We start from the raw sequence: 21,611 nt of genomic DNA on the forward strand, positions 1-21,611 counted from the left end.
ATCCACCGAAGGTGAGAACCCCATGAGCGTGACCGTCCGCATTCCCACCATCCTGCGCACCTACACCGGCGGGCAGGCCGAGGTGCCGGCGCAGGGCGCCACCCTGGCCGAGGTGATCGACGACCTGGAGCGCAACCACCCCGGCATCGCGGCCCGAGTCCTGGACGACAGCGGCACGTTGCGGCGCTTCGTCAATGTCTACGTCAATGACGACGACGTCCGCTTCGAGGGCGGCCTGGGGGCGGTGATCCCGGACGGCGCGGGTGTCTCCATCATCCCGGCGGTGGCCGGCGGCTGAGGAACAGCCGGGCCCGCGGCTGAGGAACAGCCGACAAGTTTCGCAACCTTCCTGCACGGATACCGGAATCGCCCCGCCCGTTAAACGGACGGGGCGATTCCGGCTGTTGAAGCGCGATACAGTTGGGGCGTTCCCCCATCGGTGTCAGTGCCGAACGCATATGAGAACTCGTCAAGTTGCGCGAGAAATACGCGAGCGATTTGTCGGGTTGGCCGGGTATGCCCGGCCCGACTTGCCCTGGCTCACCCCGAGTTGGCCGGTTATTAGCCTTGGGTTGCCATGGGATTTCTCGTCCGTCTGACCTGTTGCGGACGGCATCCGTACAGATACATTCAGCCGCGGTCGACGCGTTCCGGCGCACACCCCCAACCTCTCGGGGGTGAGGTCTGACCCGGGTCCGCGAAGTGCGGTCCTGTGCAAGGGCCAGTAATAGGGGAGTTAGGCATGGCTCAGGGCACCGTCAAGTGGTTCAACGCGGAGAAGGGCTACGGCTTCATCGCGGTCGACGGTGGTGCGGATGTTTTCGTCCACTACAGCGCGATTCAGATGGACGGCTACCGCACCCTCGAGGAGGGGCAGCGGGTCGAGTTCGAGATCTCGCAGGGCCAGAAGGGGCCTCAGGCGGACATGGTGAAGGTGACCGCCTGACCGCGGCGCATCGACCACCCGGTCATCAGGCTCGAGCGAGGGCCCGCACCCATGGGGTGCGGGCCCTTCGTGTACCCGCGCGCACCCCGGACGGCGCCCCGGAGATATCCCCGAGTGGCTTGCACTCACCTACCCCGAGTGCTAATGATTGGGCTTAGCACTCTCCAAGTGAGAGTGACAGATTTGGACCGTCGGTGAGGTCGGCGCGTCAGGCGGGGCAAGGAACCGCCGGGCCCGCGGGCCGTCCGTCGCGGGCGCCAGAGCGGTCCGGAGCACTCCACCCCAGTCCTGGGAGGACCACTTCACATGGCCAAGATCATCGCGTTCGACGAGGAGGCACGGCGCGGTCTCGAGCGCGGGATGAACCAGCTCGCCGACGCCGTCAAGGTCACCCTCGGCCCCAAGGGCCGGAACGTCGTCCTCGAGAAGAAGTGGGGCGCCCCCACGATCACCAACGATGGTGTTTCCATCGCCAAGGAGATCGAGCTCGAGGACCCGTACGAGAAGATCGGCGCCGAGCTGGTCAAGGAGGTCGCGAAGAAGACGGACGACGTCGCCGGTGACGGCACGACGACCGCGACCGTCCTCGCCCAGGCACTGGTCCGCGAGGGCCTGCGCAACGTGGCCGCCGGCGCCAACCCGATGGCCCTGAAGCGCGGCATCGAGAAGGCCGTCGAGGCTGTCTCCGGCGCCCTGCTCGACCAGGCCAAGGAGGTCGAGACCAAGGAGCAGATCGCCTCCACCGCCTCCATCTCCGCCGCCGACACCCAGATCGGCGAGCTGATCGCCGAGGCCATGGACAAGGTCGGCAAGGAAGGCGTCATCACCGTCGAGGAGTCCCAGACCTTCGGTCTGGAGCTGGAGCTCACCGAGGGTATGCGCTTCGACAAGGGCTACATCTCGGCGTACTTCGCCACCGACATGGAGCGTATGGAGGCCTCTCTCGAGGACCCGTACATCCTGATCGTCAACTCCAAGATCTCCTCGGTGAAGGACCTGCTCCCGCTGCTGGAGAAGGTCATGCAGTCCGGCAAGCCGCTGCTGATCATCGCCGAGGACGTCGAGGGCGAGGCCCTGTCGACCCTGGTGGTCAACAAGATCCGCGGCACCTTCAAGTCCGTCGCCGTCAAGGCCCCGGGCTTCGGCGACCGCCGCAAGGCCATGCTGGGTGACATTGCCATCCTCACCGGCGGCACGGTCATCTCCGAGGAGGTCGGCCTCAAGCTGGAGAACGCCGGTCTCGACCTGCTCGGCCGCGCCCGCAAGGTCGTCATCACCAAGGACGAGACCACCATCGTCGACGGTGCCGGTGACAGCGACCAGGTCCAGGGCCGCGTCAACCAGATCCGCGCCGAGATCGAGAACAGCGACTCGGACTACGACCGCGAGAAGCTCCAGGAGCGTCTGGCGAAGCTGGCCGGCGGCGTGGCCGTCATCAAGGCCGGTGCCGCCACCGAGGTCGAGCTCAAGGAGCGCAAGCACCGCATCGAGGACGCGGTGCGCAACGCCAAGGCCGCCGTCGAGGAGGGCATCGTCGCCGGTGGTGGCGTGGCCCTGCTCCAGGCGTCCGCGGTCTTCGAGAAGCTGGAGCTCGAGGGCGACGAGGCCACCGGTGCCAACGCCGTCAAGCTGGCCCTGGAGGCCCCGCTGAAGCAGATCGCCGTCAACGGTGGTCTCGAGGGCGGCGTCGTGGTGGAGAAGGTCCGCAACCTGGCCGTCGGCCACGGCCTCAACGCCGCGACCGGCGAGTACGTGGACATGATCGCCGAGGGCATCATCGACCCGGCCAAGGTCACCCGTTCCGCGCTGCAGAACGCCGCCTCCATCGCGGCGCTCTTCCTCACCACCGAGGCCGTCATCGCCGACAAGCCGGAGAAGGCCGCCGCGGCCGCTCCGGGCGGCATGCCGGGCGGTGACATGGACTTCTGAGCGAACTCGCTTCGCTCGGCTGTTCAGTCGGTACGTACCGAGGGCGGTACCCCATCACGGGGTACCGCCCTCGGGCGTTTCCGGCGCCCGGTAAGGGGCGCCCTGCACGCCCCGGCACCCGAAGGCATATGTCGCCGCGAACCCGGCCGCGTACCCCACCAGCAGCCCCGCCCCGTACACCGCCATCGCCTGCGCCGGCCCCTGCCCGCCACCGCTGAGCAGGGGGAACAGGGCCCAGCCCGAGGGCCCGATGGCCCGGGCGCCGATCGGTTCGCCCCACTGGCCCAGCAGCCCCAGGAAGCCGCCGCCGAACGCCCCGCCCACACAGGCGGTGACAAAGGGGCGGCCCAAGGGCAACGAGACGCCGTAGACCAGCGGTTCACCGATGCCCATCAGGCCCGCCGGGAGCGCGGAGCGCACCGTGCGGCGGATCTCCGGATGGTCGCGGGCCAGCCGGAGGTAGACCGCCAGCGCGGCGCCCACCTGGCCAGCGCCCGCCATGGCGAGCAGCGGCAGCAGGGTGGTCTGCCCCTGCTGGGCGATCAGTGTGGCGTGGACGGGGATCAGCGCCTGGTGCAGCCCCAGCATCACCATCGGCAGGAACAGCCCGCCCAGCACAAAGCCCGCGGCCGCGCCGCCGCCGGACAGCAGCCGGTCGGTGAAGTGGCCCAGCGCCAGGGAGAGTTCGCCCGCCGCGTACATCAGCCCATAGACCGTGGCCAGGCCCGGCAGCAGGACGGTCAGCGCCGGGGTGAGCAGCGCATCCAGCGCCCGGGGCACCAGACGGCGGCAGGCCCGCTCCACCCACACCGCCAGCAGGGCCGCGGCCAGCGCGCCCAGCACTCCGCCCTGGCCGGGCGCCAGGGTGGTGCCGAAGGGGTGCGCCCGGGCCACCGCGGGGCAGACGATCACGGCGGCAACCGCCCCGCCCAGCACCGGAGTTCCGCCGAACTCCCGGGCCGTCTGCCAGCCCACGAACACCGCGATCAGCGACATAAAGCCGGAGGAGACGGCGGTGAGCGCCGGGGCCAGCGAGGGCGCCCAGCCCAGGTTGCCCAGCGTCCCGGCCAGGGCGGCGACCAGGCCGCAGCCCACCAGGGCCGGGATCAGCGGGACAAAGACCTGGGCGATCCGGCGCAGGGTACGCCCGCCGGGCGGGGAGCCCTGGGCGGGACCCGGCTCCGGCCGCTCCTCGGTGGCCGTCCGGGCGTCCGCGACCAGGCGGTCCAGGGCGGCGGCGGTCCGGGCCGCGGTGCCGGGGCCCAGCACCACCTGGTACGCACCGCCGCCGTCGACCACGCCCAACACCCCGGGCAGCGCCCGGAGTTCATCGGCCCGGACCAGGGCCGGGTCGTGGACCACCGGCCGCAGCCGGGTCATACAGTGCGCCAGGGAGGCGATGTTCGCCGCGCCGCCCAGCAGGGGCAGCAGCGCGGCGGCGGTGCGATGGGGGTCCTGCGGGTCGTTCATGGGTCCTCCGCGAGCCGGCGGCCCCCCTCGGTGTGCGGTAGCGCGGCATGGGCCCGGCTAGGTGGTGTCCGGCGGCGTGTGACCGGGCCGCGCGATGGCCAGCGCCCGGCGCAGATGGCCGTCGGCCCGCTCCAGCAGGCGGGCGGCCTCCGGTCCGTCCACTCCGGCCAGCAGCACCAGGATGGCCGCCTTGACCTCGCCGCCGGTGGCGGTGAGCGCCTGCTCGATCTCCGGGTCCGGCGCACCGGTGGCCAGCGAGACGATCTGCCGGGAGCGGGCGCGCAGTTTGTCGTTGGAGGCGCGGAGGTCCACCATCAGATTGCCGTAGGTCTTGCCCAGCCGGATCATGGTGATGGTGGAGAGCATATTGAGCACCAGCTTCTGCGCGGTGCCGGCCTTCAACCGGGTGGAACCGGCGATGAGTTCGGGTCCGCAGACCACCTCGATGGCGTGTTCCGCGGCCGCGCCCAGCGGTGAACCGGCGTTGCCGGCCAGCCCGATGGTGAGCGCCCCGGCCCGGCGGGCGTGGCGGACCGCCGCCACGGCGTAGGGGGTACGGCCGGAGGCGGAGACGCCCACCACCGTGTCCGGCGGCCCGATGCCCAGTGCGGCGAGGTCGGCCTCGGCCCGCCCGGGGTCGTCCTCGGCCCCCTCGACGGCGCTGACCAGGGCCGTGGGCCCGCCCGCGATCAGCCCGAGGACCTGCTCCGGCCGGGTGTTGAAGGTGGGCGGGCACTCGCTGGCGTCCAGCACGCCCAGTCGCCCGGCGGTGCCGGCGCCCGCGTAGACCAGCCGGCCGCCATCGGACATCCGGGCGCTGATGGCGTCGATGGCGGCTGCTATGGACGGGAGTTGGGCGGCCACCGCGCCGGCCACGGTGGCATCCTCGCCGTTCATGAGGGTGGCGATGGCCAGGGTGGGCAGCCGGTCGATCCCGGCCAGCCCGGGGCGGACGGCCTCGGTGGCCAGGGCGGCCAGCTCGGTGCGCAGGGTGTCGGCGGCGGGGGAGGTCATGGCGCTACCGGCCGGTGCGCGGGTCGTGGCGGTGGACCAGCGCCTCGTAGGAGGCGGCCAGCGCGGGTGCCGCCCGCTCGTAGGTGCGCTGGGCGACCCCGATGAACAGGCAGTCCACCACCAGGAGTTGGCTGGTGCGGCTGGCCATGGCGGCCGGGCGCAGCTCGCTCTCCCGGGCCGTGGAGGTGGTCAGCACCAGGTCGGCGTACTGGGTGATCTCACTGTCCGGGCGGCCGGTGACCGCGATGGTGGTGGCGCCGCGCTCGAAGGCCGCCCGCAGCGGTTCGATGACATCGGTGGTGCGCCCGGAGTGGGTGATGGCTATGGCCACATCACCGGGCCGCAGCTGGACCGCGTTGGTGACGGCCAGGTGGGGGTCGGCGGGGGCGTGCGCGATCAGGCCGATGCGCAGCAGCTTCTGCACCAGGTCCTGGCCGACCAGGTTGGAGGCGCCGACGCCGTAGACATCGGTCCGGCGGGCGGCGGCCAGCGCGGCGGCGGCCGACTCCAGCTGGGCGGTGTCCAGGGCGGCGGCGGTGTCGGCCAGGCACTGGGTCTCCTCCTGGGCGAGCTTGGCGACCACGCGGGCCATTGGGTCGTCCACGGAGATGTCGGCGGTGACCACGGGTGCCCGGCCGGCCGCCTGTTCGGCGGCCAGGGCGGCCAGGGCCAGGCGCAGGTCGCGGTAGCCGGGGTAGCCCAGCACCCGGGCGGTGCGCACCACGGTGGCCTCGCTGGTGCCGGTGCGCTCGGCCAGGCCGGTGACGGTGAGCGCGGCCGAGGCCGCCGGATCGTCCAGCAGGGCGTCGGCGACGCGCTGCATGGAGCGGGTCATGCCGGGGGCGAGGGTGCGGACCTTGGCGGCCAGGGCGGCGGGCCGGGGAACGCTGAAAGTTTCCTTCAGTCGGCTGCTCACCCTTGGAAGGTATTTTCGCCTCCGGGCGCCGTCAAGCGCCGTTGTCCCTGACAATGGTTCCCATGGAGCTCGAACAGGCGCTGCACACGGCGCGGGCCATGGTCCTGGCCGATCTGTCCGCCGGAGGCGTGGCGGAACCCGATGTGGTCTCGCTGGTCGAGGACGCCGTGGCGGGCCGCCGCTGGTGGGTCGAGCAGTGGCCGGAGGGTGCCGAGTTCCTGGTGGGGCTGGTGGCGCAGGACGTTCAGGACGCGCTGCTGGACCGCTACGGCCGCTGGCCGCTGTGCCCGGTGTGCGCCTCGGGCGATGTGCACGCCCTGGAGGTCGAGCCGGAGCTGGGCCCCGATCCCCGCTGGGCCTGCACCAAGCAGGCGGTGCTGGTGGCGCGGGTGGGCGCGCTGGCCTCGGTGCTGGGCGGCTGAGCGGCCCGGGCGGCCCTCCCGTGGCCCTCTATATCGACCCGCCGGTCTGGCCCGGGCACGGCCGGATGTGGTCGCACCTGATCAGCGACCAGAGCTTCGAGGAACTGCACGCCTTCGCCGCCCGGCTGGGCGCGCCCGCCCGGGCCTTCGACCGCGACCACTACGACGTGCCGGCGGATGCGTACCCGGACGCGGTGCGGCTGGGCGCCGTCGAGGCCGGCAGCCGGGAGCTGGTGCGGCTGCTGCGCCAGGCGGGGCTGCGGCGTCCCAAAAGGGGGCCGGGGCGGGTGCCGGGTGGGGTTCCGGATGGGGCCGCCGAACATCCGCACGGAGGGTGACGGGGCGCATGCGGCGGTCGGGGCGGGGCAGCCGTGGAGGTGTCGGCTCCGATGACCCGGTAATCCGAAGAAGAGGTATTTCATGCGCCCCATCGCTGTGATGACCCTCGGAACGGCCGCGATTCTCGGACTCCTGAGCAGCCCGCGGGGTACGGTGCCGCGGCGCTCGGGCGCGGCGGGGGCGTCGGACGCCCGCCCCTCGGGCTCGGCGGAGAGGGGCCGGCCGGCCCGGCGCTGAGTGGTGCGGCCGGATGGACGGGCGGGTGTTGGGGTGCGGGCGCTTCCCGCGAGGCGGTCGGCTCTCTTGTGCCGCGGTGGCGTTTTGGGGGCGGGCTGTTCGTGGCTGGTCGCGCCCACGCGACGGAGCCGCCTATCAGGGCTTCTCCGCGCCCCTGAGGGGGCGCCCCCTCAGTCCTCCCGCGCGGCCCGTACGGCCGTCGGCTGGCGCTCGCCGCGGGCCACCACTCGTGAGGTGCCCGCCGCGCCGCCCAGCCGGGCGGCCAGTGCCTCGATGGCCAGGGCCAGCACCGCCAGGCCGCAGGCCGTCCAGGCCACCGCCGGGTAGCCCCAGCCGGCGCTGATCACCAGGCCGCCCAGCCAAGGGCCCACCGTGTTACCGATGTTGAAGGCCGCGGTGGTGGTCGCCCCGGCCAGGGTGGGGGCGGCGTCCGCCACATTGAACATGCGGGCGTTGAGCGCGGGGGCGGTGGTGAAGGCGGTGACGCCCAGCAGCACCGCGACCAGCACCGCCGCGACGGCGTAGTGGGCGGTGAGGGCCAGCAGAGCCAGGACCGTGGCGGAGGCGGCGATGCCGCCGTAGATGGTGCCCATGAGGCGGGCGTCGGCGATCCGGCCGCCGACCGTGGTGCCGATCAGGGCGCCGACCCCGAACAGCGCCAGCACCATGGGCACCCAGCCCTCGGACAGACCGGCGGTATCGGTGAGCAGCGGGGCGAGGTAGGAGAAGAGGCAGAAGGTGGCACCGGCGTTGAGAGCGGTGACCGCCAGGGCCAGCCATACCTGGCGGTCGCGGTAGATGACCACTTCGTCGGCGAGGCGCGGCGCCTGCTCAGGGGCCTTGGTGGCCGGGACACACGCCAGCACCCCCACCAGCCCCACCGCGGAGAGCGCGGCCACCGCCCAGAAGGCGGCCCGCCAGCCCGCGTGCTGGCCCAGCAGTGCGCCGGCCGGGACACCGGCGATATTGGCGATGGACAGTCCGCCGATCATCACCGACATGGCCCGGGCCCGGGCGGTCACCGGCACCAGGGACACCGCCACCGCCGCGCCGACCGCCCAGAACCCGGCGCAGGCCAGCGCGCTCACCACCCGGGAGGCGAAGAGCACCCAGTAGGAGGGTGCCAGCGCGCCGGCCACCTGGCCGAGGCCGAACACGGCCAGCAGTCCCACCAGGGTGGTGCGGCGCGGCAGCCGCAGGGTGGCGGCGGCCAGCAGTGGTGCGCCCACCACCATGCCGATGGCGAAGGCGGAGACCAACAGCCCGGCCTGCGGGATGGAGACCCCCATGTCCCGCGCGAGCGGCTGCAGCAGCCCGGAGAGCATGAACTCCGAGGTGCCCAGGGCGAATACGGACAGGCCCAGCACATGGACGGCCGCCGGCATGCGGTTCGCGGTAGACATATCCATGGCCAGCGACAAGCGGTGCATGGATTATTCCCGGCGCTGGATGTGTCAGACCGTCAGCAGCTCCAGCTCGCCGCGCAGATTGTGCCGGGCGGCCTGCTCCCAGCGCTCATATCCCAGTGGGGTGCGGAACAGCCTTGGCAGGGCGAGGAGTTGGCGCAGCACCGCGGCGCGGCCTTCGCGGAAGGCGTCGGGCGGGACGAAGCCGTACTCCTGGCGCACGGCGGCCGCGTACGCCGCGTAGTCCTGGGCGCCGCCGGCCAGTACGGCCAGGTCGGCGTCGCAGAGCACCTCGCCGTCGCGGTCGCCGGGGGCCGGGTCATGACTGGTGGTCAGCCGCACCAGGCGGACGACTTCGGCGATCAGCCGCTGGTCCAGGCCGAGTTCGGCCAGGGCGCGCTCGGCGAGGCGGGCGCTGCGCTCCTCGTTGGTGGAGCGCTCGGGGAGGTAGACCGCGTCATGGAACCAGGCCGCCAGCCGTACCGCGGTGATGTCCTGGGCGTACTCGGCCAGCTCGTCGACCCGGTCCAGCACCGCGATCAGATGGTCCACGGTGTGGTAGCGGCGCTGCGGCTCGGACCAGCGGGCCAGCAGGGCGTCGGCGTAGCGGTACGGGCCGGCCGGGGGCGCGTCGGCGGCATGGGCGTCGAGGACGGTGCGCGCCCAGCGCCGGCGCAGATCGTCGGCGGCGGGATGGTCGACTGTGGGAGCCATCCGTCAATTGTGACCCCGGTGGGTGTGGTTTCGGTTCGGGTGGCGGGTGTGGCACCCTGTGCTACATGTCTAGACCAATTCTTGAAGTGATCGCGCTCGGGCCCCAGGACGCGGCCGCGGCCCGGGCCGGCGGGGCGGACCGGCTGGAACTGGTCAGCGACATGGCGGCGGACGGCCTCACGCCGGCCCGGGAGACCTTCGCCGCGGTGCGGGCCGCCGTGGACATTCCGGTGCGGGTGATGCTGCGAGCGGCGGACGGCTTCGCGGCCGGCGGCGCGGCGGCGCTGGAGGAGCTGTGCGAACGGGCCCGGGCGCTGTGCGCGGAGGGGGCGGAGGAGTTCGTCCTGGGCTTTCTGGCCGAGGACGGCCGGGCCGACCTGGCGGCCGTCGAGGCACTCACCGAGGCGATCGGGCCCCGGGCGCGCTGGACCTTCCACCGCGCCCTGGACCGGGCGGCCGACCGGGAGGCGGTGCGTAGGCAACTGGCCGGCCGGCCGGGCCTGGACACCTATCTGACCGCCGGATCCGCCGCCGGGGTGGACGAGGGCCTGGCCACCCTGCTGGCCGAGGCGGCCCGGGGCGATGAGCCGGGGTACGAGCCGCGGCTCCTGGTCGGCGGCGGGCTGCGGCTCACCCATGTGCCGGTGCTGCGGGCGGCCGGCATCGACGCCTTTCACATCGGCGGGGCGGCCCGGCCCGCCGGCTGGGACTCGCCGGTCGACCCGGCGGCGGTACGGGCCTGGCGCGAGGCGCTGGACCGGCCGTAACGGCGCCCGGCGGCGCCCTCGGGCCGGGTGGTGGTGGCCCGCGCGATCAGCACCGCCGCCGCGGCCAGCGCCGCCGCCGTCAGCGGGAACCAGCGCTCGCCGGACAGGGCGATGGCCAGACTGCCGGTGCCGCCGCCGGCCGCCATGCCCAGGTAGAGGGCGCTGCTGTTGAGGGAGATCAGCAGCGGGGCGTTGACCGGGTCGATGGAGGCCATCCGGTGGGGCAGCGCCACACCCATCGCCCAGCCCGCCGCCGGGGCGACGGCGGCATAGACCAGGGCGCCGGCCAGGCTCTGGGAGAGCCAGGGCAGGGCGGCCAGGGCGAGGGTCACCACGCTGCCGGTGGCCAGCAGCACGGTGCGCACCCCCGCCCGGTCCACCGCCCGGCCGCCCAGCCAGCTGCCCGCCACCGAAGCCAGGCCGTTGACCAGCAGGACCAGGCTGAGACGGTCCTGGTCGCCGCCGGTGGCCGGGTGGATCGCGGTGGCCAGGTAGATATAGACCGCCTGGAAGGCCAGGAAGAAGACAAAGGTGGTGGCGGCCGCGCCGACCACCCGGCGGTCGCGCAGCGGGGCCAGCCGCTCCCTGAGTCCCGGCGCCACGGTGGGCGCGGGCAGGTCGCGCAGCAGCGCGGCCAGGCCCAGCAGGGCGGCGGCGCCCAGGACCACCACCAGCCACATGGTCCAGCGCCAGTCGGTGCGGCCGAGGTAGGCGCCGATCGGTACGCCCAGCGCGGTGGCCACGGTCATGCCGCCCAGCACGGTGGCGATGGCGCGCCCGCGCCGCTCGGGCGGCACCAGGGTGGTGGCGACGGCGTTGGCGGTGGGCGTGTAGAGCGCGGCACCGGCCGCGGCGAGCACCCGGGTCGCCAGCAGGAAGGGGTAGTCGGGGGCCAGTGCGCTGAGCGCGTTGGCGGCGGTGAACACGGCCAGCGCGGTGAGCAGCAGGCGGCGGCGGTCCCAGCGGGCGGTGAGGGTGGCGAGGGTCGGGGCCAGCAGCGCGTAGCCCAGGGCGAACACGGTGACCAGCTGTCCGGCGGCGGCCACGGTGACGCCGGTGTCCCGGGCGATCTGGTCCAGGATGCCGGCCATGACCATGGAGTCGGTTCCCATGGCGAAGGTGCCGAGGGCCAGCAGAAGCAGGCGGAGACGCACAAACGGTCCTTCCGGGCGGGGGCAGGGTAGGTTGGACGTGCGTCAAACAATTGCTGAATGTTGGATGGGTGTCAAACAGTGGTGGATGAGGAACGGCTGCCGCAGCCGGACGCGGCGGACATCGAGCTGGCCAAGGTGCTTCAGGCGCTGGGGGATCCGGTGCGGCTGCATCTGTTCCGGGTGTACGCGGCCGGTGGTGAGTACCACTGCTCCGCGGAGGGGCTGGGCGTGGATCATCTGCACAAGTCGACGGTCTCGCACCATATGCGGGTGATGCGGGAGGCCGGGTTGACCAGCACCCGGGTCGCCGGGCGCAATCGCTATGTGTCGTTGCGCCGGGCGGAGTTGGACGTACGGTTCCCCGGCTTGGTCGCCGCGCTGCTGGCTGCGGAGGGTGCCCCGTAAGGGGCGCGATCGCGGCGGAGCCGCATATCAGGGCTTCCCCGCGCCCCTTACGGGGCCCGCCAGTTGTTCGGGCAGTGGCTGGGCGTGCAGGATGGTCAGGCCCGAGACGGCTCGGGTGAGGGCCACGTACAGGCGGCGCAGGCCGGTGCGTTCGTCCGGTTCGCCGGAGACGATCGCCGCCGGTTCGTCGAGCACCACGTAGTCGTACTCAAGACCCTTCGCCAGCGAAGCCGGGACCAGCGTGAGGCGGGCCTGGTCCGAGGTCTCCTCGCCCGGGGCGAGGTACGGCAACCCGGCGGCGTCCAGCGCGGCGGACAGCGCCGGCAGCCGGGCGTCGGCCGCGATCAGGCCGATCGAGCCCTCCCGGCGCAGCGCGGCCCGGCAGGCCGCCACCACCGCCGCGTCCAGGGCGGCGGGATCGGCTACCGGGCGCACGGCGAAGTCGCCCGGGGACTCACGGACCGAGGTCGCCTCGGTCAGCTCCGGGGCGATGGCGGGCAGCAGCCGTGAGGCATAGGCGATCACCTCGCGCGGCACCCGGAACCCCTGGGTGAGCTCCTCCACCGTGGCGTCCGGCTTGCCCAGATGGGTCAGGGCCTCCGCCCAAGTGGGCGTGGCCCAGGGGGTGGTGCCCTGGGCGAGGTCGCCCAGCACCGTGGCCGAACCGGTGCTGCACCGGCGGCCCACCGCGCGGTACTGCATGGGGGAGAGGTCCTGCGCCTCGTCCAGCACCACATGCCCCAATGAGGGCGTGCGGGTGATCAGATCAGCCGCCTCGTCCACCAGCACCGCGTCCGCCGCCGACCACTTGGCGCCCTTGACGCCGCGCGCCGGCTTCGCCCAGAGGACGGCCGCCTGCTCCTCGGCGGAGAGCACTCCGGCCGCCTGCTCGGCCAGGAACTCCGGGTCGGACAGCAGCCGCAGCACCAGCTTGGCCGGATCCACCGGCGGCCAGACGGCCTTGACCGCCGCCTTCACCGCGGCGTTGCGGGCCACCGCGTCCTGCACCCGGTCGTCCGGCGCCTCGCCCGCCTGCTCCATCCGCACCAGCACCGCATGGGCGATCCGCTGCGGCAGGGCCTCCCGGGCCGCGCCATAGCGGATGTCGCGGTCCAGCAACTCCCGGACGATCTCCTCAAGTTCATACGCCGGCACCCGCCAGCGGCGCGAGCCGCGCACCACCACCACCGGCTCCACCGGCATGGTCACACCCGAGTGGACCGCCCGGCGCAGCACCTCGGCCATCCGGGCGTCGCCCTTGATCCGGGCCGCCTCGGCGCTGTCGGTGCCCCGTACCTCCACATGGGCCACCAGGTCGTCCACCGTGGCCTGGGCCACATTCAACTCACCCAGTGCGGGCAGCACTTGCTCGATGTAGTGCAGGAAGGACCGGTTGGGGCCGATGACCAGGGTGCCGGTCCGGGCCAGCCGCTCGCGGTGCGCGTACAGCAGATAGGCCACCCGGTGCAGGCCCACCGCCGTCTTCCCGGTGCCCGGCGCGCCCTGAACGCACACCGTGCCGCCGATCCCGGCGCGCACGATCTCGTCCTGCTCCGGCTGGATGGTGGCCACGATGTCCCGCATCGGGCCCACACGGGGCCGCTCGATCTCGCTCTGCAGCAGCCTGCTGGCCCGGTCGGCGGAGGAGGCGTCGGTCAGGTCCTCGTCCTCGTAGGCCGTCAACTCGCCGCCGGTGTAGCCGAACCGGCGCCGTGTCGCCACGTCCATCGGGTCCTTTTTGGAGGCCCGGTAGAACGGCTGGGAGACCGGGGCCCGCCAGTCGATGACCATGGGGTCGCCCTCGGCGTCATGGACGTGCCGCCGCCCGATGTACAGAATCGTCGAGCCGCCTCCGGCGGACGGGCGCTCCTCGCGGGCCCCTTCCGCCCGCTCCGCCCCGGGTGCGTGCAGATAGTCCAGCCGGCCGAAGAAAAGCGGAGTGTCCGCCAGGTCGGCCAGCGCGGTGATGCGCTGCTCGATCTGTTGTTGCAGCACCTTGGCGTTGACCCAGTTGGCGGCCACGTCCTTGATGTCCAGCGACTCCACATCGGCGCGCATGGCGCGCAACGCGGCCCGGGAGGAGGCGAGATGGGCGCGCTCACGGTCGAGCGGGTCGGTGGCGCGGTCTGCGATCGGATCCGGGACGTGCGCGGGCACGGGTCGCCTCCAGGCGGTGCGGACGGGCGGGACGATACGGGACCGGCCGGTTTCCGTCCGGGCGGCGGCACTCCACGGGCGCGGGAGGCGGGCAGACGCGCGATCCTAGCGATCGGCCCAGGGGCGCGCGAGCGAATTACCCACGCCCGGGGGAGCCTCTCAGGGTTGGAGTCCGTCTCCCGTAGGGGATGCGGTGATCCTTCAGTCGTACGGCGGGGCCCTCGTGGTTACACCGGCAGGCCGATGCCCGGGGCGGTCCCGGACGCCACCATGGAGACATGACCACCGCAGCCATCGCCCCGGACGTCCAGGCCGCCGACCAGAGCGGCGCCACCCACTCCTTCGGCCACGCCCTGCGCGCCATCAAGGCGTTCGCGGGCGCGGCGGTAAGCGTGGTGCTGCTGGGGCAGCACGCGCCGGAACTGCACGTCAAGCGCTGACCGTTGTCGGGCGCGGAGCCGGATGCCGAGCCCCGGCCCGCCGGTGGCGGATCTCAGACGTCCTCGCCCGCCAGCAGCTCATGGGCGTCCACGATCCGGTAGGCATAGCCCTGTTCGGCCAGGAAGCGCTGGCGGTGCGCGGCGAAGTCCTGGTCGATGGTGTCCCGGGCGACCACCGAGTAGAAGCGCGCCTCATGCCCGTCCGCCTTGGGCCGCAGCACCCGGCCCAGCCGCTGCGCCTCCTCCTGGCGGGAGCCGAAGGTGCCGGAGACCTGGATGGCGACGGTCGCCTCGGGCAGGTCGATGGAGAAGTTGGCCACCTTGGACACCACCAGCACCGAGATCTCGCCCGCCCGGAAGGCGTCGAAGAGCTTCTCGCGCTGGGCGTTGGTGGTCTCGCCCTTGATGACCGGAGCGCCCAAGTGCTCGCCCAGCTCGTCGAGTTGGTCGATGTACTGGCCGATGACCAGGGTCTGCTGGCCCTGGTGGCGACGCACCAGCGCCTCGGTGACCTTGCGCTTGCTGTCGGTGGTGGCGCAGTAGCGGTACTTCTCCTCGGCCTCGGCGGTGGCATAGGTCAGCCGCTCGCTGTCGGTGAGGTTGACCCGTACCTCCACACAGTCGGCGGGGGCGATATAGCCCTGTGCCTCGATCTCCTTCCAGGGCGCGTCAAAGCGCTTGGGCCCGATGAGGGAGAACACATCCGACTCCCGGCCGTCCTCGCGCACCAGGGTGGCGGTCAGGCCCAGGCGGCGCCGGGCCTGCAGATCGGCGGTGAACTTGAAGACCGGCGCGGGCAGCAGGTGCACCTCGTCGTAGACCACCAGGCCCCAGTCCCGGGAGTCGAACAGCTCCAGGTGCGGGTAGATGCCCTTCCGCTTGGTGGTCAGCACCTGGTAGGTGGCGATGGTGACCGGGCGGATCTCCTTCTTCGCCCCGCTGTACTCGCCGATCTCGCTCTCGGTGAGCGAGGTGCGCTTGATCAGCTCGTGCTTCCACTGGCGCGCCGAGACGGTGTTGGTCACCAGGATCAGCGTGGTGGCCTTGGCCTCGGCCATGGCGCCCGCGCCGACCAGCGTCTTGCCCGCGCCACAGGGCAGCACCACGACGCCCGAGCCGCCGTGCCAGAAGCCGTCCACGGCCTGCCGCTGGTACGGGCGCAGCGCCCAGCCGTCCTCGGTGAGCTCGATGGGGTGCGCCTCGCCGTCCACATACCCGGCCAGGTCCTCGGCGGGCCAGCCCATCTTGAGCAGCGCCTGCTTGATCTGTCCGCGCTCGGAGGGGTGCACGGCCACGGTGTCGTCATCGATCCGGGCGCCGACCAGCGGCTGGATCCGCTTGGACCGCAGCACCTCCTCCAGCACCGGCCGGTCGGTGCTCTCCAGCACCAGGCCATGGGTGGGGTGCTTGAGCAGCCGCAGCCGGCCGTAGCGGTCCATGGTCTCGGCGATGTCGACCAGCAGGGCGTGCGGCACCGGGTAGCGGGAGTGGGTGACCAGCGCGTCCACCACCTGCTCCGCGTCATGGCCGGCGGCCCGGGCGTTCCACAGGCCCAGCGGGGTGATCCGGTAGGTGTGGATGTGCTCGGGCGCCCGCTCCAGCTCGGCGAAGGGCGCGATGGCGCGACGGCAGGCTTCGGCCTGCTCGTGGTCGACCTCGAGCAGGAGGGTTTTGTCCGACTGGACGATGAGGGAGCCTTTCACGCCCGCCCTTTCGCTGTCCGGGTGCTGTCGGACCGGCCCCGGTGGGGCCGGTCGCCAAACTCCCAGTGTCGCCCATGGGGGCCGGTTGTGGAGCGGGTGTGACTATTCGCTCTCGCACACCGCGTAGGCGGTGACGCTCACCGTCTCCTTGGCGGTGCCGTGGTAGCCGATGGCGGCGGTCCAGCCCTTGCCGTCCTCGGTGGGGCGGCTGTAGAGCAGGCTGAAGTCCCTGCCGTGGCTGCCGTCGAAGCCGCCGCCGGTGAGGTGGGTCTTCTCAGGGCAGTAGACGGTGGCGGACGCGGAGGTCTCGCCGGCCCGGGAGCTGCCGGCGATGGCGGTGTGCTTGACGACCACCGCGTGCTCGGCGGAGTCTGCGGCGGCCGGGGCGGCGCCGGCGGCCAGGCCGGTGAGGACGAGGGCGGTCAGGGTGAGTCGGTTGATCTTCGGCATGCCGTGGTCAACGGCCGCCCGGCGCGGGGGTCACGCCGTGTCGTCCGCCAGCTCCGCCACGCCCGTGATGCGGTGCAGGGGATAGGTCCGCACCTCGTCCGCGGTGTGGTCGTAGGCGGTGACAAAGCCGCCCTCGACCTTGACCGGGGCGATCACCCGCTGGCTGGCGGCGCCATCGGCGTTGACATAGCCGATCCACAGGACACTGCCGGTGAGGACGGCGGCTTGCATGGTGGCCAGCGTCTCGGCGGAGCTGGTGCGGGGCAGGCCGCCGGCGGTGGCCGTGGGGGCGGGCTTGCGTTCGGCGGTGGCGGCGCGGTCGCCGGCCCGGATTGCGCGGACGGCGGCGTCGAGCAGGGTGGCGTCGGGGGCGGGCGGGCCCTCGTGGACGGGGGCCGGGGCGGTGCGCGGCGGGGTGCGGTGGGCGTCGGGGCGGCTGATCAGGACGTCGCCCTCGGCGGACTCGGCGGCCGGGGCGTAGCCCATGGCGCGCAGCCCGGCCAGCAGTTCCTCGGGGTCGGCCTGGGCGGCGAGCACGGTGGGGGCCAGCCGGCGCAGCCGCAGCGGGGCCGAGCGGCGGTCGGCGAGGAGCTCGGCGAGCAGGGCCTCGTCGTCGCAGCGCAGATAGGCGGAGGCGGCGCCGACCCGCAGGGTGCCATGCCGGCGGGCCACGTCCTCGATGAGGTAGGCGAGTGGCTGGGGCACGGGTGTGCGGGAGTGTTCGGCGAGGAAGGTGAGGAGGTCGGCGGCGGTGCGTCCGGCGTCCAGGGCCCGGCGCACCGAGCCGGGGGAGAAGCGGTAGACGGTGGCCCCGCCCTTGGACTCGATGTCGGCGAGCACGCCCAGCGTCTGGGCGAGCGGGCGGTGCAGCGGGCCGGGGGCGACGGCGGTGAGGTCGGCCTGGAGCAGGACGTGGTCCAGGGGTTCGGGCAGCAGTGGGGCCAGGGCGGCGGCCGGGTCTGTGCCGTGTTCGCCGTGAGTGCCCTGTTCGCCGCCGAGCAGGGCGCGGCCGTGGGCGGCCAGGGCGCCGCGGCCGGTGACGCCGAGGAGTTCGGCCTCGGTGAGGGCCCACCGGGCCAGCCGGGCGCGTGACTCCTGTCCGGCCGGGTGCTCCCAGGCGAGCCTGTCCAGTACGGCCTGGTGCGGGACGGCGGCGCCGGGCGGCAGCGCGGCGAGCAGGGTCAGGGCGCGGCGGCGGACCTCGGGAGCGGCGGTGCGGTCCAGGCCGGGGCCGAGGACGGCCAGGGCGCGGCCCTTGGCGTCCCGGCCGCCGGCCAGGCCGGGGGTGCGGGTGGTGGCCAGCCAGGCGGTGGCCAGCCGGGCCCAGCGCAGTTCGGGCGGCAGCTGGAGCCAGTCGTCGTAGCCGGGGGTGGGGGCGTAGCGCTCGTTCACCTCGCCGTCGGAGGCCAACAGGCCCGCCGTGTGGGCGAGTTCGACCCAGAAGGCGGCGGTGGGCTCGGGGCAGTCCAGGACGGTGGCGGTGCGCTTGAGGTCGCGTACGCTCAGGCCGCCCGCGCGCAGCACCAGGGGGCCGGCCGTCTCCCAGTCGGTGAGCAGTTCCTCGACGGTGGTCAGGGCGGTGAACGCCTGGCCGGCGGCGGTGGCGTCCACGGTGGCCGGGGAGTGCCCGGTGACCGGGGCCGGTTCGGGCGGCACCGGTTCCGGGGTGCGGTGGGCGCGGCCGGCGCGCAGATGCAGGGCGACCTCGCGGGGGAGGACGACCGAGCCGGGTGCCGTGGGGAGGAGCAGGCCGCGGTCGAGCAGCCAGCGCAGGTGGGGGGCGGGGTCGGCGGTGACGGTGCCATAGGGCGGGCCCCACAGCAGCCGGTCCAGGACGTCCCGGGCCTCGGCGGGGGCGGTGTCGAGCAGGGCCGCCAGCCGGGTGCGGTCCTCGAACAGTTCGGTCAGCGCGCTGACGGCCGTCACCGGGTCATGGGTGGCGGGCAGCCCGGCCGCGGACAGCAGCTGTTGCAGCCGGCCGGGGGACATCCCGGCGGTGGCCTCGGCAACGGTGGGGCCGAGGCCGGTGGGGGACGGGCGGCCGGCGGTGGGGGTGAGCAGGTCACGGACGGTGCGGACCAGGCGCAGCCGGTCCTCGGGACCCCAGAGCAGGGCCTGCTCGCGCAGGGTGGCCAGGGCGTGCGGGAGGCGCTCGGCGATCCGGGGGTCGGTGGGCCGGTCACCGGTCAGCAGGGCGGCCAGGGTGTCGTACCGGCAGGGGTCCGGAGCCACCGCCAGGGCCTCGGCGGTCTGCAGGGCGAAGCGGTCCAGACGGTCCACGGCGCGGGCCACCGAGGCCCGGGTGGCGGCGCGGGTGGCCAGCTGGGTGAGGTCGCCGGGCACCGGGTTCAGCAGATCGGGGCGGGCCCGCAGCAGCGCGGCCAGCGCCTCGTCGGGGCGCTCGCGCAGTTCCTCGGCGAGCGTGCGGGGGGCTGCGCCCGTCCTGTCCGTCTCCCGCGACATGGTCATTCTGTTAACGGTACCGGGTCGGTGCCGGACGGTCAGGGGCGTGAGCTGGGCCGGTGGTCGTCCACCGGTTCCCAAGGACGGCGAGATCCGGAGCCGGTACCGTCGGGATGACGCTGCCTTGCTGGGGGGCTGCATTGTTGGGGGAACTTGGGGAACCTGGGGGATTTCGTGGGGATCGAGAGCGATCAGCTGGTCTTTGACTACCTGAGCCGGGTCGGTGATCTCGCTCAGCGGACCCCGCTCACCTCCGGTGAGCGGATGCGGCTGGTCTCCCGGCTGCGGACCGAGATCGAACGGCAGCGGGCGGCCGAGAACGCCGAGACCCCGGCCGCCGTACAGCGGATCCTCGACCGTCTGGGCACCCCTTCGGACGCGGTGGCCGGGGCGGGCGGCGGCGGCTCGGCGGAGCCGGCCGGGGAGACCCGCCGGGTGCCGGCCCAGCGGCGCGGTGGCGAGGGGGTGTGGTTTCCCGACGCGGGGGCGCCGCCGCACCTGGCCACCGAGGAGGAGCTGCGCGGGGGCGGCCCGGAGGCCGATGAGTGGTGGCGGGTGGAGGCCGCCCAGGCCGGGCCCGGGGACCGGGTGCACGGCTTTGTCGGCGGGATCGAGATCCCCGACATGCTCAGGCCGCCCCGGACGTCGCCGGAGGCACCGGCGCCCGGAGCCCCGTCCCAGCCGGTGGAGCAGGAGCCGGAGCAGGAGCCGGAGTCGGTGGAGGAAGGCGCGGAGCAGCCGCCGGCCCGCTTCGGGCTGCTGCGCTCCGCCGACGGCGCCCCCATCAGCCCGGTGCTGCTGCTGGTGGCCCTGCTGCTGCTGGTGGGGGCGGTGCTGGGCAACTGGATGGTGTGCGGGGCGGGGTGGGCGCTGGCCTATGTGACCCGCCGCCTCTCCGAGAACGAGTCCAAGGGCGCGGTGCTGGTGGTGCCCGGGACGGTGGCGGCGGGCGGGGTGCTGTGGCTGTGGGGCCGCAGCGGCGGCCACTGGGGCGCCCCCATACCGCACGGCCAGCTGGGCCCCGCCCTGGCGGAGACCTGGCCGGTGGTGCTGCGGGTCGCCGCCCTGGCCTCGGCGGTGTATGTGGTGTGGCGGGGGCGCAAGGTGGGCTGAGAGGGGTGTGGCTTTGAGAGGGCCGGCCGCCCTACCGGGCCGGGCGTCCTACCGGGCCGGGCGTCCTACCGGGACGGGCGTCCCACCGGGACGGGCGTCCCACCGGGACGGGCGTCCCACCGGGCCGGTCGCGCCCCACCGCACAATGAGCCCATGACCCCCGCCGCCGCCACGCCCCCGTTCACCATCGGCTTCGACCTCGACCTCACCCTGGTCGACTCCCGCCCCGGCATCCGCGCCGCCTATGTCGCGCTGGCCGCGGCCACCGGTACCGCCATCGATGTCGACCTGGTGGTCAGCCGGATCGGGCCGCCGCTGGAGCAGGAGCTGCGCAACTGGTTCCCGGAGGAGCGGGTGGCCGAGGTCAGCGCGCGCTATATCGCCGAGTACCACCGGCACGGCATCGCGCCCTCGCCCGTCATGCCCGGCGCGCGGGAGGCGGTGGCCGCCGTGCGGGAGCTGGGCGGCCGGGTGGTGGTGGTCACCGCCAAGCACCCGCGCAACGCCCGGCTGCACCTGGACCACCTGGGCATCGAACCGGATGTGGTGGAGGGCCTGCGCTGGGCCGAGGCCAAGGCGGAGGCGCTGCGGCTGCACGGGGCCGGGGTCTATGTGGGCGACCACACCGGCGATGTGCGCGGCGCCCGCACCGCGGGCGCCCTGTCGGTGGCCGTGGCCACCGGCCCATGCGGCGCCGAGGAGTTGCGGGCGGCCGGGGCGGATGTCCTGCTGGCGGACCTCACCCACTTCCCGGCCTGGCTGCGCGGCTACCTGGGCGCCGTCTGACGCCCCTGGCGTCGCTGCTCGGCCACCGAGCGCAGCACTCCGGCGGCGGCGATCACAAAGCCGACGCCCATCAGCATGCAGACGAAGTACGCGGCCGGCGGCAGCGGATGGGCACCGATGAACAGTGGGGCCACGGTGGCCAGTGTGGCCAGCGCGCCCACCAGGAACACGATGGCGCCGGTACGTACAAGCAGGTCCCCGGGCCGGGGCGTTTCATCACTCACCCTTGCAGGGTAGTTCCCCTGCCGTCGGACGATCCCGAGGACGTCTTGTCACCGGGCCCGGGACCATTAGCCTTGGGGGGTAGCGGGTCTTGAGGCCCGCTGAAGTGTTATTACCGGCGTTCCCAACGAGTACGAGGACGAGGACAGACGTGCCTACCGGCAAGGTCAAGTGGTTCAACAGCGAGAAGGGCTTCGGCTTTCTCTCCCGCGACGACGGCGGAGACGTCTTCGTACACTCCTCGGTGCTCCCGGACGGGGTCGACGCCCTCAAGCCCGGCCAGCGCGTGGAGTTCGGTGTGGTCGCCGGTCAGCGTGGTGACCAGGCGTTGTCGGTGATCCTGCTCGATCCGACCCCCTCGGTCGCGGCCGCCCAGCGCCGCAAGCCCGATGAGCTGGCCTCCATCGTGCAGGACCTCACCACCCTCCTGGAGAACGTCACCCAGCAGCTGGAGCGGGGCCGTTACCCCGACAAGGCCCATGGCGCCAAGATCGCGGGCATGCTGCGCGCGGTGGCCGACCAGCTGGACGTCTGACCGGCCGGACGTTCATAGCCGGT

22 protein-coding genes are annotated in these 21,611 nt (G+C 73.4%); 11 read left to right on the forward strand and 11 right to left on the reverse strand.

The genetic code is table 11. The features are described 5' to 3' along the window. The first annotated feature begins 22 nt into the window (after window positions 1-22). From ACIHFE_RS17215 to groL, 3 genes are all read left to right on the forward strand, one after another. A complete protein-coding gene (locus ACIHFE_RS17215; protein ID WP_400107289.1) occupies window positions 23-298 on the forward strand; it encodes a MoaD/ThiS family protein in 276 nt (91 codons plus the stop codon). Between the two features lie 444 nt (window positions 299-742). Then, entirely contained in the window at window positions 743-946 is a 204-nt protein-coding gene (locus tag ACIHFE_RS17220; protein WP_004954158.1) for a cold-shock protein, read from the forward strand. A 306-nt stretch (window positions 947-1,252) separates the two neighbouring features. Next, window positions 1,253-2,875, forward strand: a complete 1,623-nt coding sequence (gene groL / locus ACIHFE_RS17225) for a chaperonin GroEL (RefSeq protein ID WP_336416037.1) — start codon at window positions 1,253-1,255, stop codon at window positions 2,873-2,875. Between the two features lie 54 nt (window positions 2,876-2,929). Here the strand turns inward: groL and ACIHFE_RS17230 are convergent, their stop codons facing one another. Genes ACIHFE_RS17230 through ACIHFE_RS17240 form a run of 3 tightly spaced genes read right to left on the reverse strand, consistent with a single transcriptional unit; the run spans window position 2,930 to window position 6,275 of the window. After that, window positions 2,930-4,345, reverse strand: a complete 1,416-nt coding sequence (locus ACIHFE_RS17230; RefSeq protein ID WP_400107292.1) for a PTS transporter subunit EIIC — start codon at window positions 4,343-4,345, stop codon at window positions 2,930-2,932. Window positions 4,346-4,402: 57 nt separating this feature from the next. After that, complete coding sequence (gene murQ, locus ACIHFE_RS17235; protein WP_400107294.1) at window positions 4,403-5,359, reverse strand: N-acetylmuramic acid 6-phosphate etherase; 957 nt, start codon at window positions 5,357-5,359, stop codon at window positions 4,403-4,405. A gap of 4 nt (window positions 5,360-5,363) precedes the next feature. Beyond that, window positions 5,364-6,275, reverse strand: a complete 912-nt coding sequence (locus tag ACIHFE_RS17240) for a MurR/RpiR family transcriptional regulator (protein ID WP_400107296.1) — start codon at window positions 6,273-6,275, stop codon at window positions 5,364-5,366. A gap of 62 nt (window positions 6,276-6,337) precedes the next feature. Here ACIHFE_RS17240 and ACIHFE_RS17245 point away from each other — a divergent pair, with 62 nt between their 5' ends. Together ACIHFE_RS17245 and ACIHFE_RS17250 are read left to right on the forward strand one after the other, a co-directional pair. Then, complete coding sequence (locus ACIHFE_RS17245) at window positions 6,338-6,697, forward strand: hypothetical protein (protein ID WP_400107298.1); 360 nt, start codon at window positions 6,338-6,340, stop codon at window positions 6,695-6,697. A 20-nt stretch (window positions 6,698-6,717) separates the two neighbouring features. Continuing rightward, window positions 6,718-7,035: a DUF4031 domain-containing protein gene (locus ACIHFE_RS17250; protein ID WP_400107300.1), complete on the forward strand. Its 318-nt coding sequence runs from the start codon at window positions 6,718-6,720 to the stop codon at window positions 7,033-7,035. Between the two features lie 408 nt (window positions 7,036-7,443). Here the strand turns inward: ACIHFE_RS17250 and ACIHFE_RS17255 are convergent, their stop codons facing one another. Both ACIHFE_RS17255 and ACIHFE_RS17260 read right to left on the reverse strand, forming a co-directional pair. Further along, window positions 7,444-8,658, reverse strand: a complete 1,215-nt coding sequence (locus tag ACIHFE_RS17255) for a Cmx/CmrA family chloramphenicol efflux MFS transporter (RefSeq protein WP_400107302.1) — start codon at window positions 8,656-8,658, stop codon at window positions 7,444-7,446. Between the two features lie 69 nt (window positions 8,659-8,727). Further along, the gene (locus ACIHFE_RS17260; RefSeq protein ID WP_400107304.1) at window positions 8,728-9,393 is read right to left on the reverse strand and encodes a hypothetical protein; all 666 of its coding nucleotides are present in this window, start codon (window positions 9,391-9,393) and stop codon (window positions 8,728-8,730) included. Window positions 9,394-9,458: 65 nt separating this feature from the next. Here ACIHFE_RS17260 and ACIHFE_RS17265 point away from each other — a divergent pair, with 65 nt between their 5' ends. Beyond that, a complete protein-coding gene (locus ACIHFE_RS17265) occupies window positions 9,459-10,160 on the forward strand; it encodes a copper homeostasis protein CutC (RefSeq protein WP_400107306.1) in 702 nt (233 codons plus the stop codon). Here the strand turns inward: ACIHFE_RS17265 and ACIHFE_RS17270 are convergent. Continuing rightward, window positions 10,067-11,314: an MFS transporter gene (locus ACIHFE_RS17270; RefSeq protein WP_400107308.1), complete on the reverse strand. Its 1,248-nt coding sequence runs from the start codon at window positions 11,312-11,314 to the stop codon at window positions 10,067-10,069. The two genes, ACIHFE_RS17265 and ACIHFE_RS17270, sit on opposite strands and share 94 nt — an antisense overlap. A gap of 81 nt (window positions 11,315-11,395) precedes the next feature. Here ACIHFE_RS17270 and ACIHFE_RS17275 point away from each other — a divergent pair, with 81 nt between their 5' ends. Further along, on the forward strand, window positions 11,396-11,719 hold the full coding sequence (locus ACIHFE_RS17275; RefSeq protein WP_400107310.1) for an ArsR/SmtB family transcription factor: 324 nt from the start codon (window positions 11,396-11,398) through the stop codon (window positions 11,717-11,719). A 27-nt stretch (window positions 11,720-11,746) separates the two neighbouring features. Here the strand turns inward: ACIHFE_RS17275 and ACIHFE_RS17280 are convergent, their stop codons facing one another. Beyond that, window positions 11,747-13,876 (reverse strand): HelD family protein, encoded by a 2,130-nt coding sequence (locus ACIHFE_RS17280; protein ID WP_400107312.1) that lies wholly within the window; start codon window positions 13,874-13,876, stop codon window positions 11,747-11,749. A 278-nt stretch (window positions 13,877-14,154) separates the two neighbouring features. Between ACIHFE_RS17280 and ACIHFE_RS17285 the strand changes: the two genes are divergently transcribed. Further along, on the forward strand, window positions 14,155-14,316 hold the full coding sequence (locus ACIHFE_RS17285) for a hypothetical protein (RefSeq protein WP_400107314.1): 162 nt from the start codon (window positions 14,155-14,157) through the stop codon (window positions 14,314-14,316). Window positions 14,317-14,369: 53 nt separating this feature from the next. Here the strand turns inward: ACIHFE_RS17285 and ACIHFE_RS17290 are convergent, their stop codons facing one another. From ACIHFE_RS17290 to ACIHFE_RS17300, 3 genes are all read right to left on the reverse strand, one after another. Next, complete coding sequence (locus ACIHFE_RS17290; RefSeq protein WP_400107316.1) at window positions 14,370-16,019, reverse strand: DNA repair helicase XPB; 1,650 nt, start codon at window positions 16,017-16,019, stop codon at window positions 14,370-14,372. A gap of 102 nt (window positions 16,020-16,121) precedes the next feature. Beyond that, window positions 16,122-16,469, reverse strand: coding sequence for a hypothetical protein (locus tag ACIHFE_RS17295; RefSeq protein WP_400107318.1), 348 nt, complete (start codon window positions 16,467-16,469; stop codon window positions 16,122-16,124). Window positions 16,470-16,499: 30 nt separating this feature from the next. Further along, on the reverse strand, window positions 16,500-18,932 hold the full coding sequence (locus ACIHFE_RS17300; protein WP_400108015.1) for a helicase-associated domain-containing protein: 2,433 nt from the start codon (window positions 18,930-18,932) through the stop codon (window positions 16,500-16,502). Between the two features lie 174 nt (window positions 18,933-19,106). On the opposite strand from ACIHFE_RS17300, the gene ACIHFE_RS17305 reads away from it, so the two are divergent. Together ACIHFE_RS17305 and ACIHFE_RS17310 are read left to right on the forward strand one after the other, a co-directional pair. Continuing rightward, window positions 19,107-20,045: a hypothetical protein gene (locus ACIHFE_RS17305; protein ID WP_400107320.1), complete on the forward strand. Its 939-nt coding sequence runs from the start codon at window positions 19,107-19,109 to the stop codon at window positions 20,043-20,045. A 153-nt stretch (window positions 20,046-20,198) separates the two neighbouring features. Then, a complete protein-coding gene (locus tag ACIHFE_RS17310; RefSeq protein ID WP_400107322.1) occupies window positions 20,199-20,831 on the forward strand; it encodes an HAD family hydrolase in 633 nt (210 codons plus the stop codon). Here the strand turns inward: ACIHFE_RS17310 and ACIHFE_RS17315 are convergent. Then, window positions 20,813-21,055, reverse strand: a complete 243-nt coding sequence (locus ACIHFE_RS17315; protein ID WP_400107324.1) for a hypothetical protein — start codon at window positions 21,053-21,055, stop codon at window positions 20,813-20,815. The two genes, ACIHFE_RS17310 and ACIHFE_RS17315, sit on opposite strands and share 19 nt — an antisense overlap. A 149-nt stretch (window positions 21,056-21,204) precedes the next feature. Here ACIHFE_RS17315 and ACIHFE_RS17320 point away from each other — a divergent pair, with 149 nt between their 5' ends. Then, window positions 21,205-21,588 (forward strand): cold-shock protein, encoded by a 384-nt coding sequence (locus ACIHFE_RS17320; RefSeq protein WP_400107326.1) that lies wholly within the window; start codon window positions 21,205-21,207, stop codon window positions 21,586-21,588. Window positions 21,589-21,611: the final 23 nt, after the last annotated feature.

Origin of the sequence: Streptomyces sp. NPDC052396 (genome assembly GCF_044593195.1) — a bacterium.
In the GTDB taxonomy this organism is placed as follows: Bacteria; Actinomycetota; Actinomycetes; order Streptomycetales; family Streptomycetaceae; genus Streptomyces.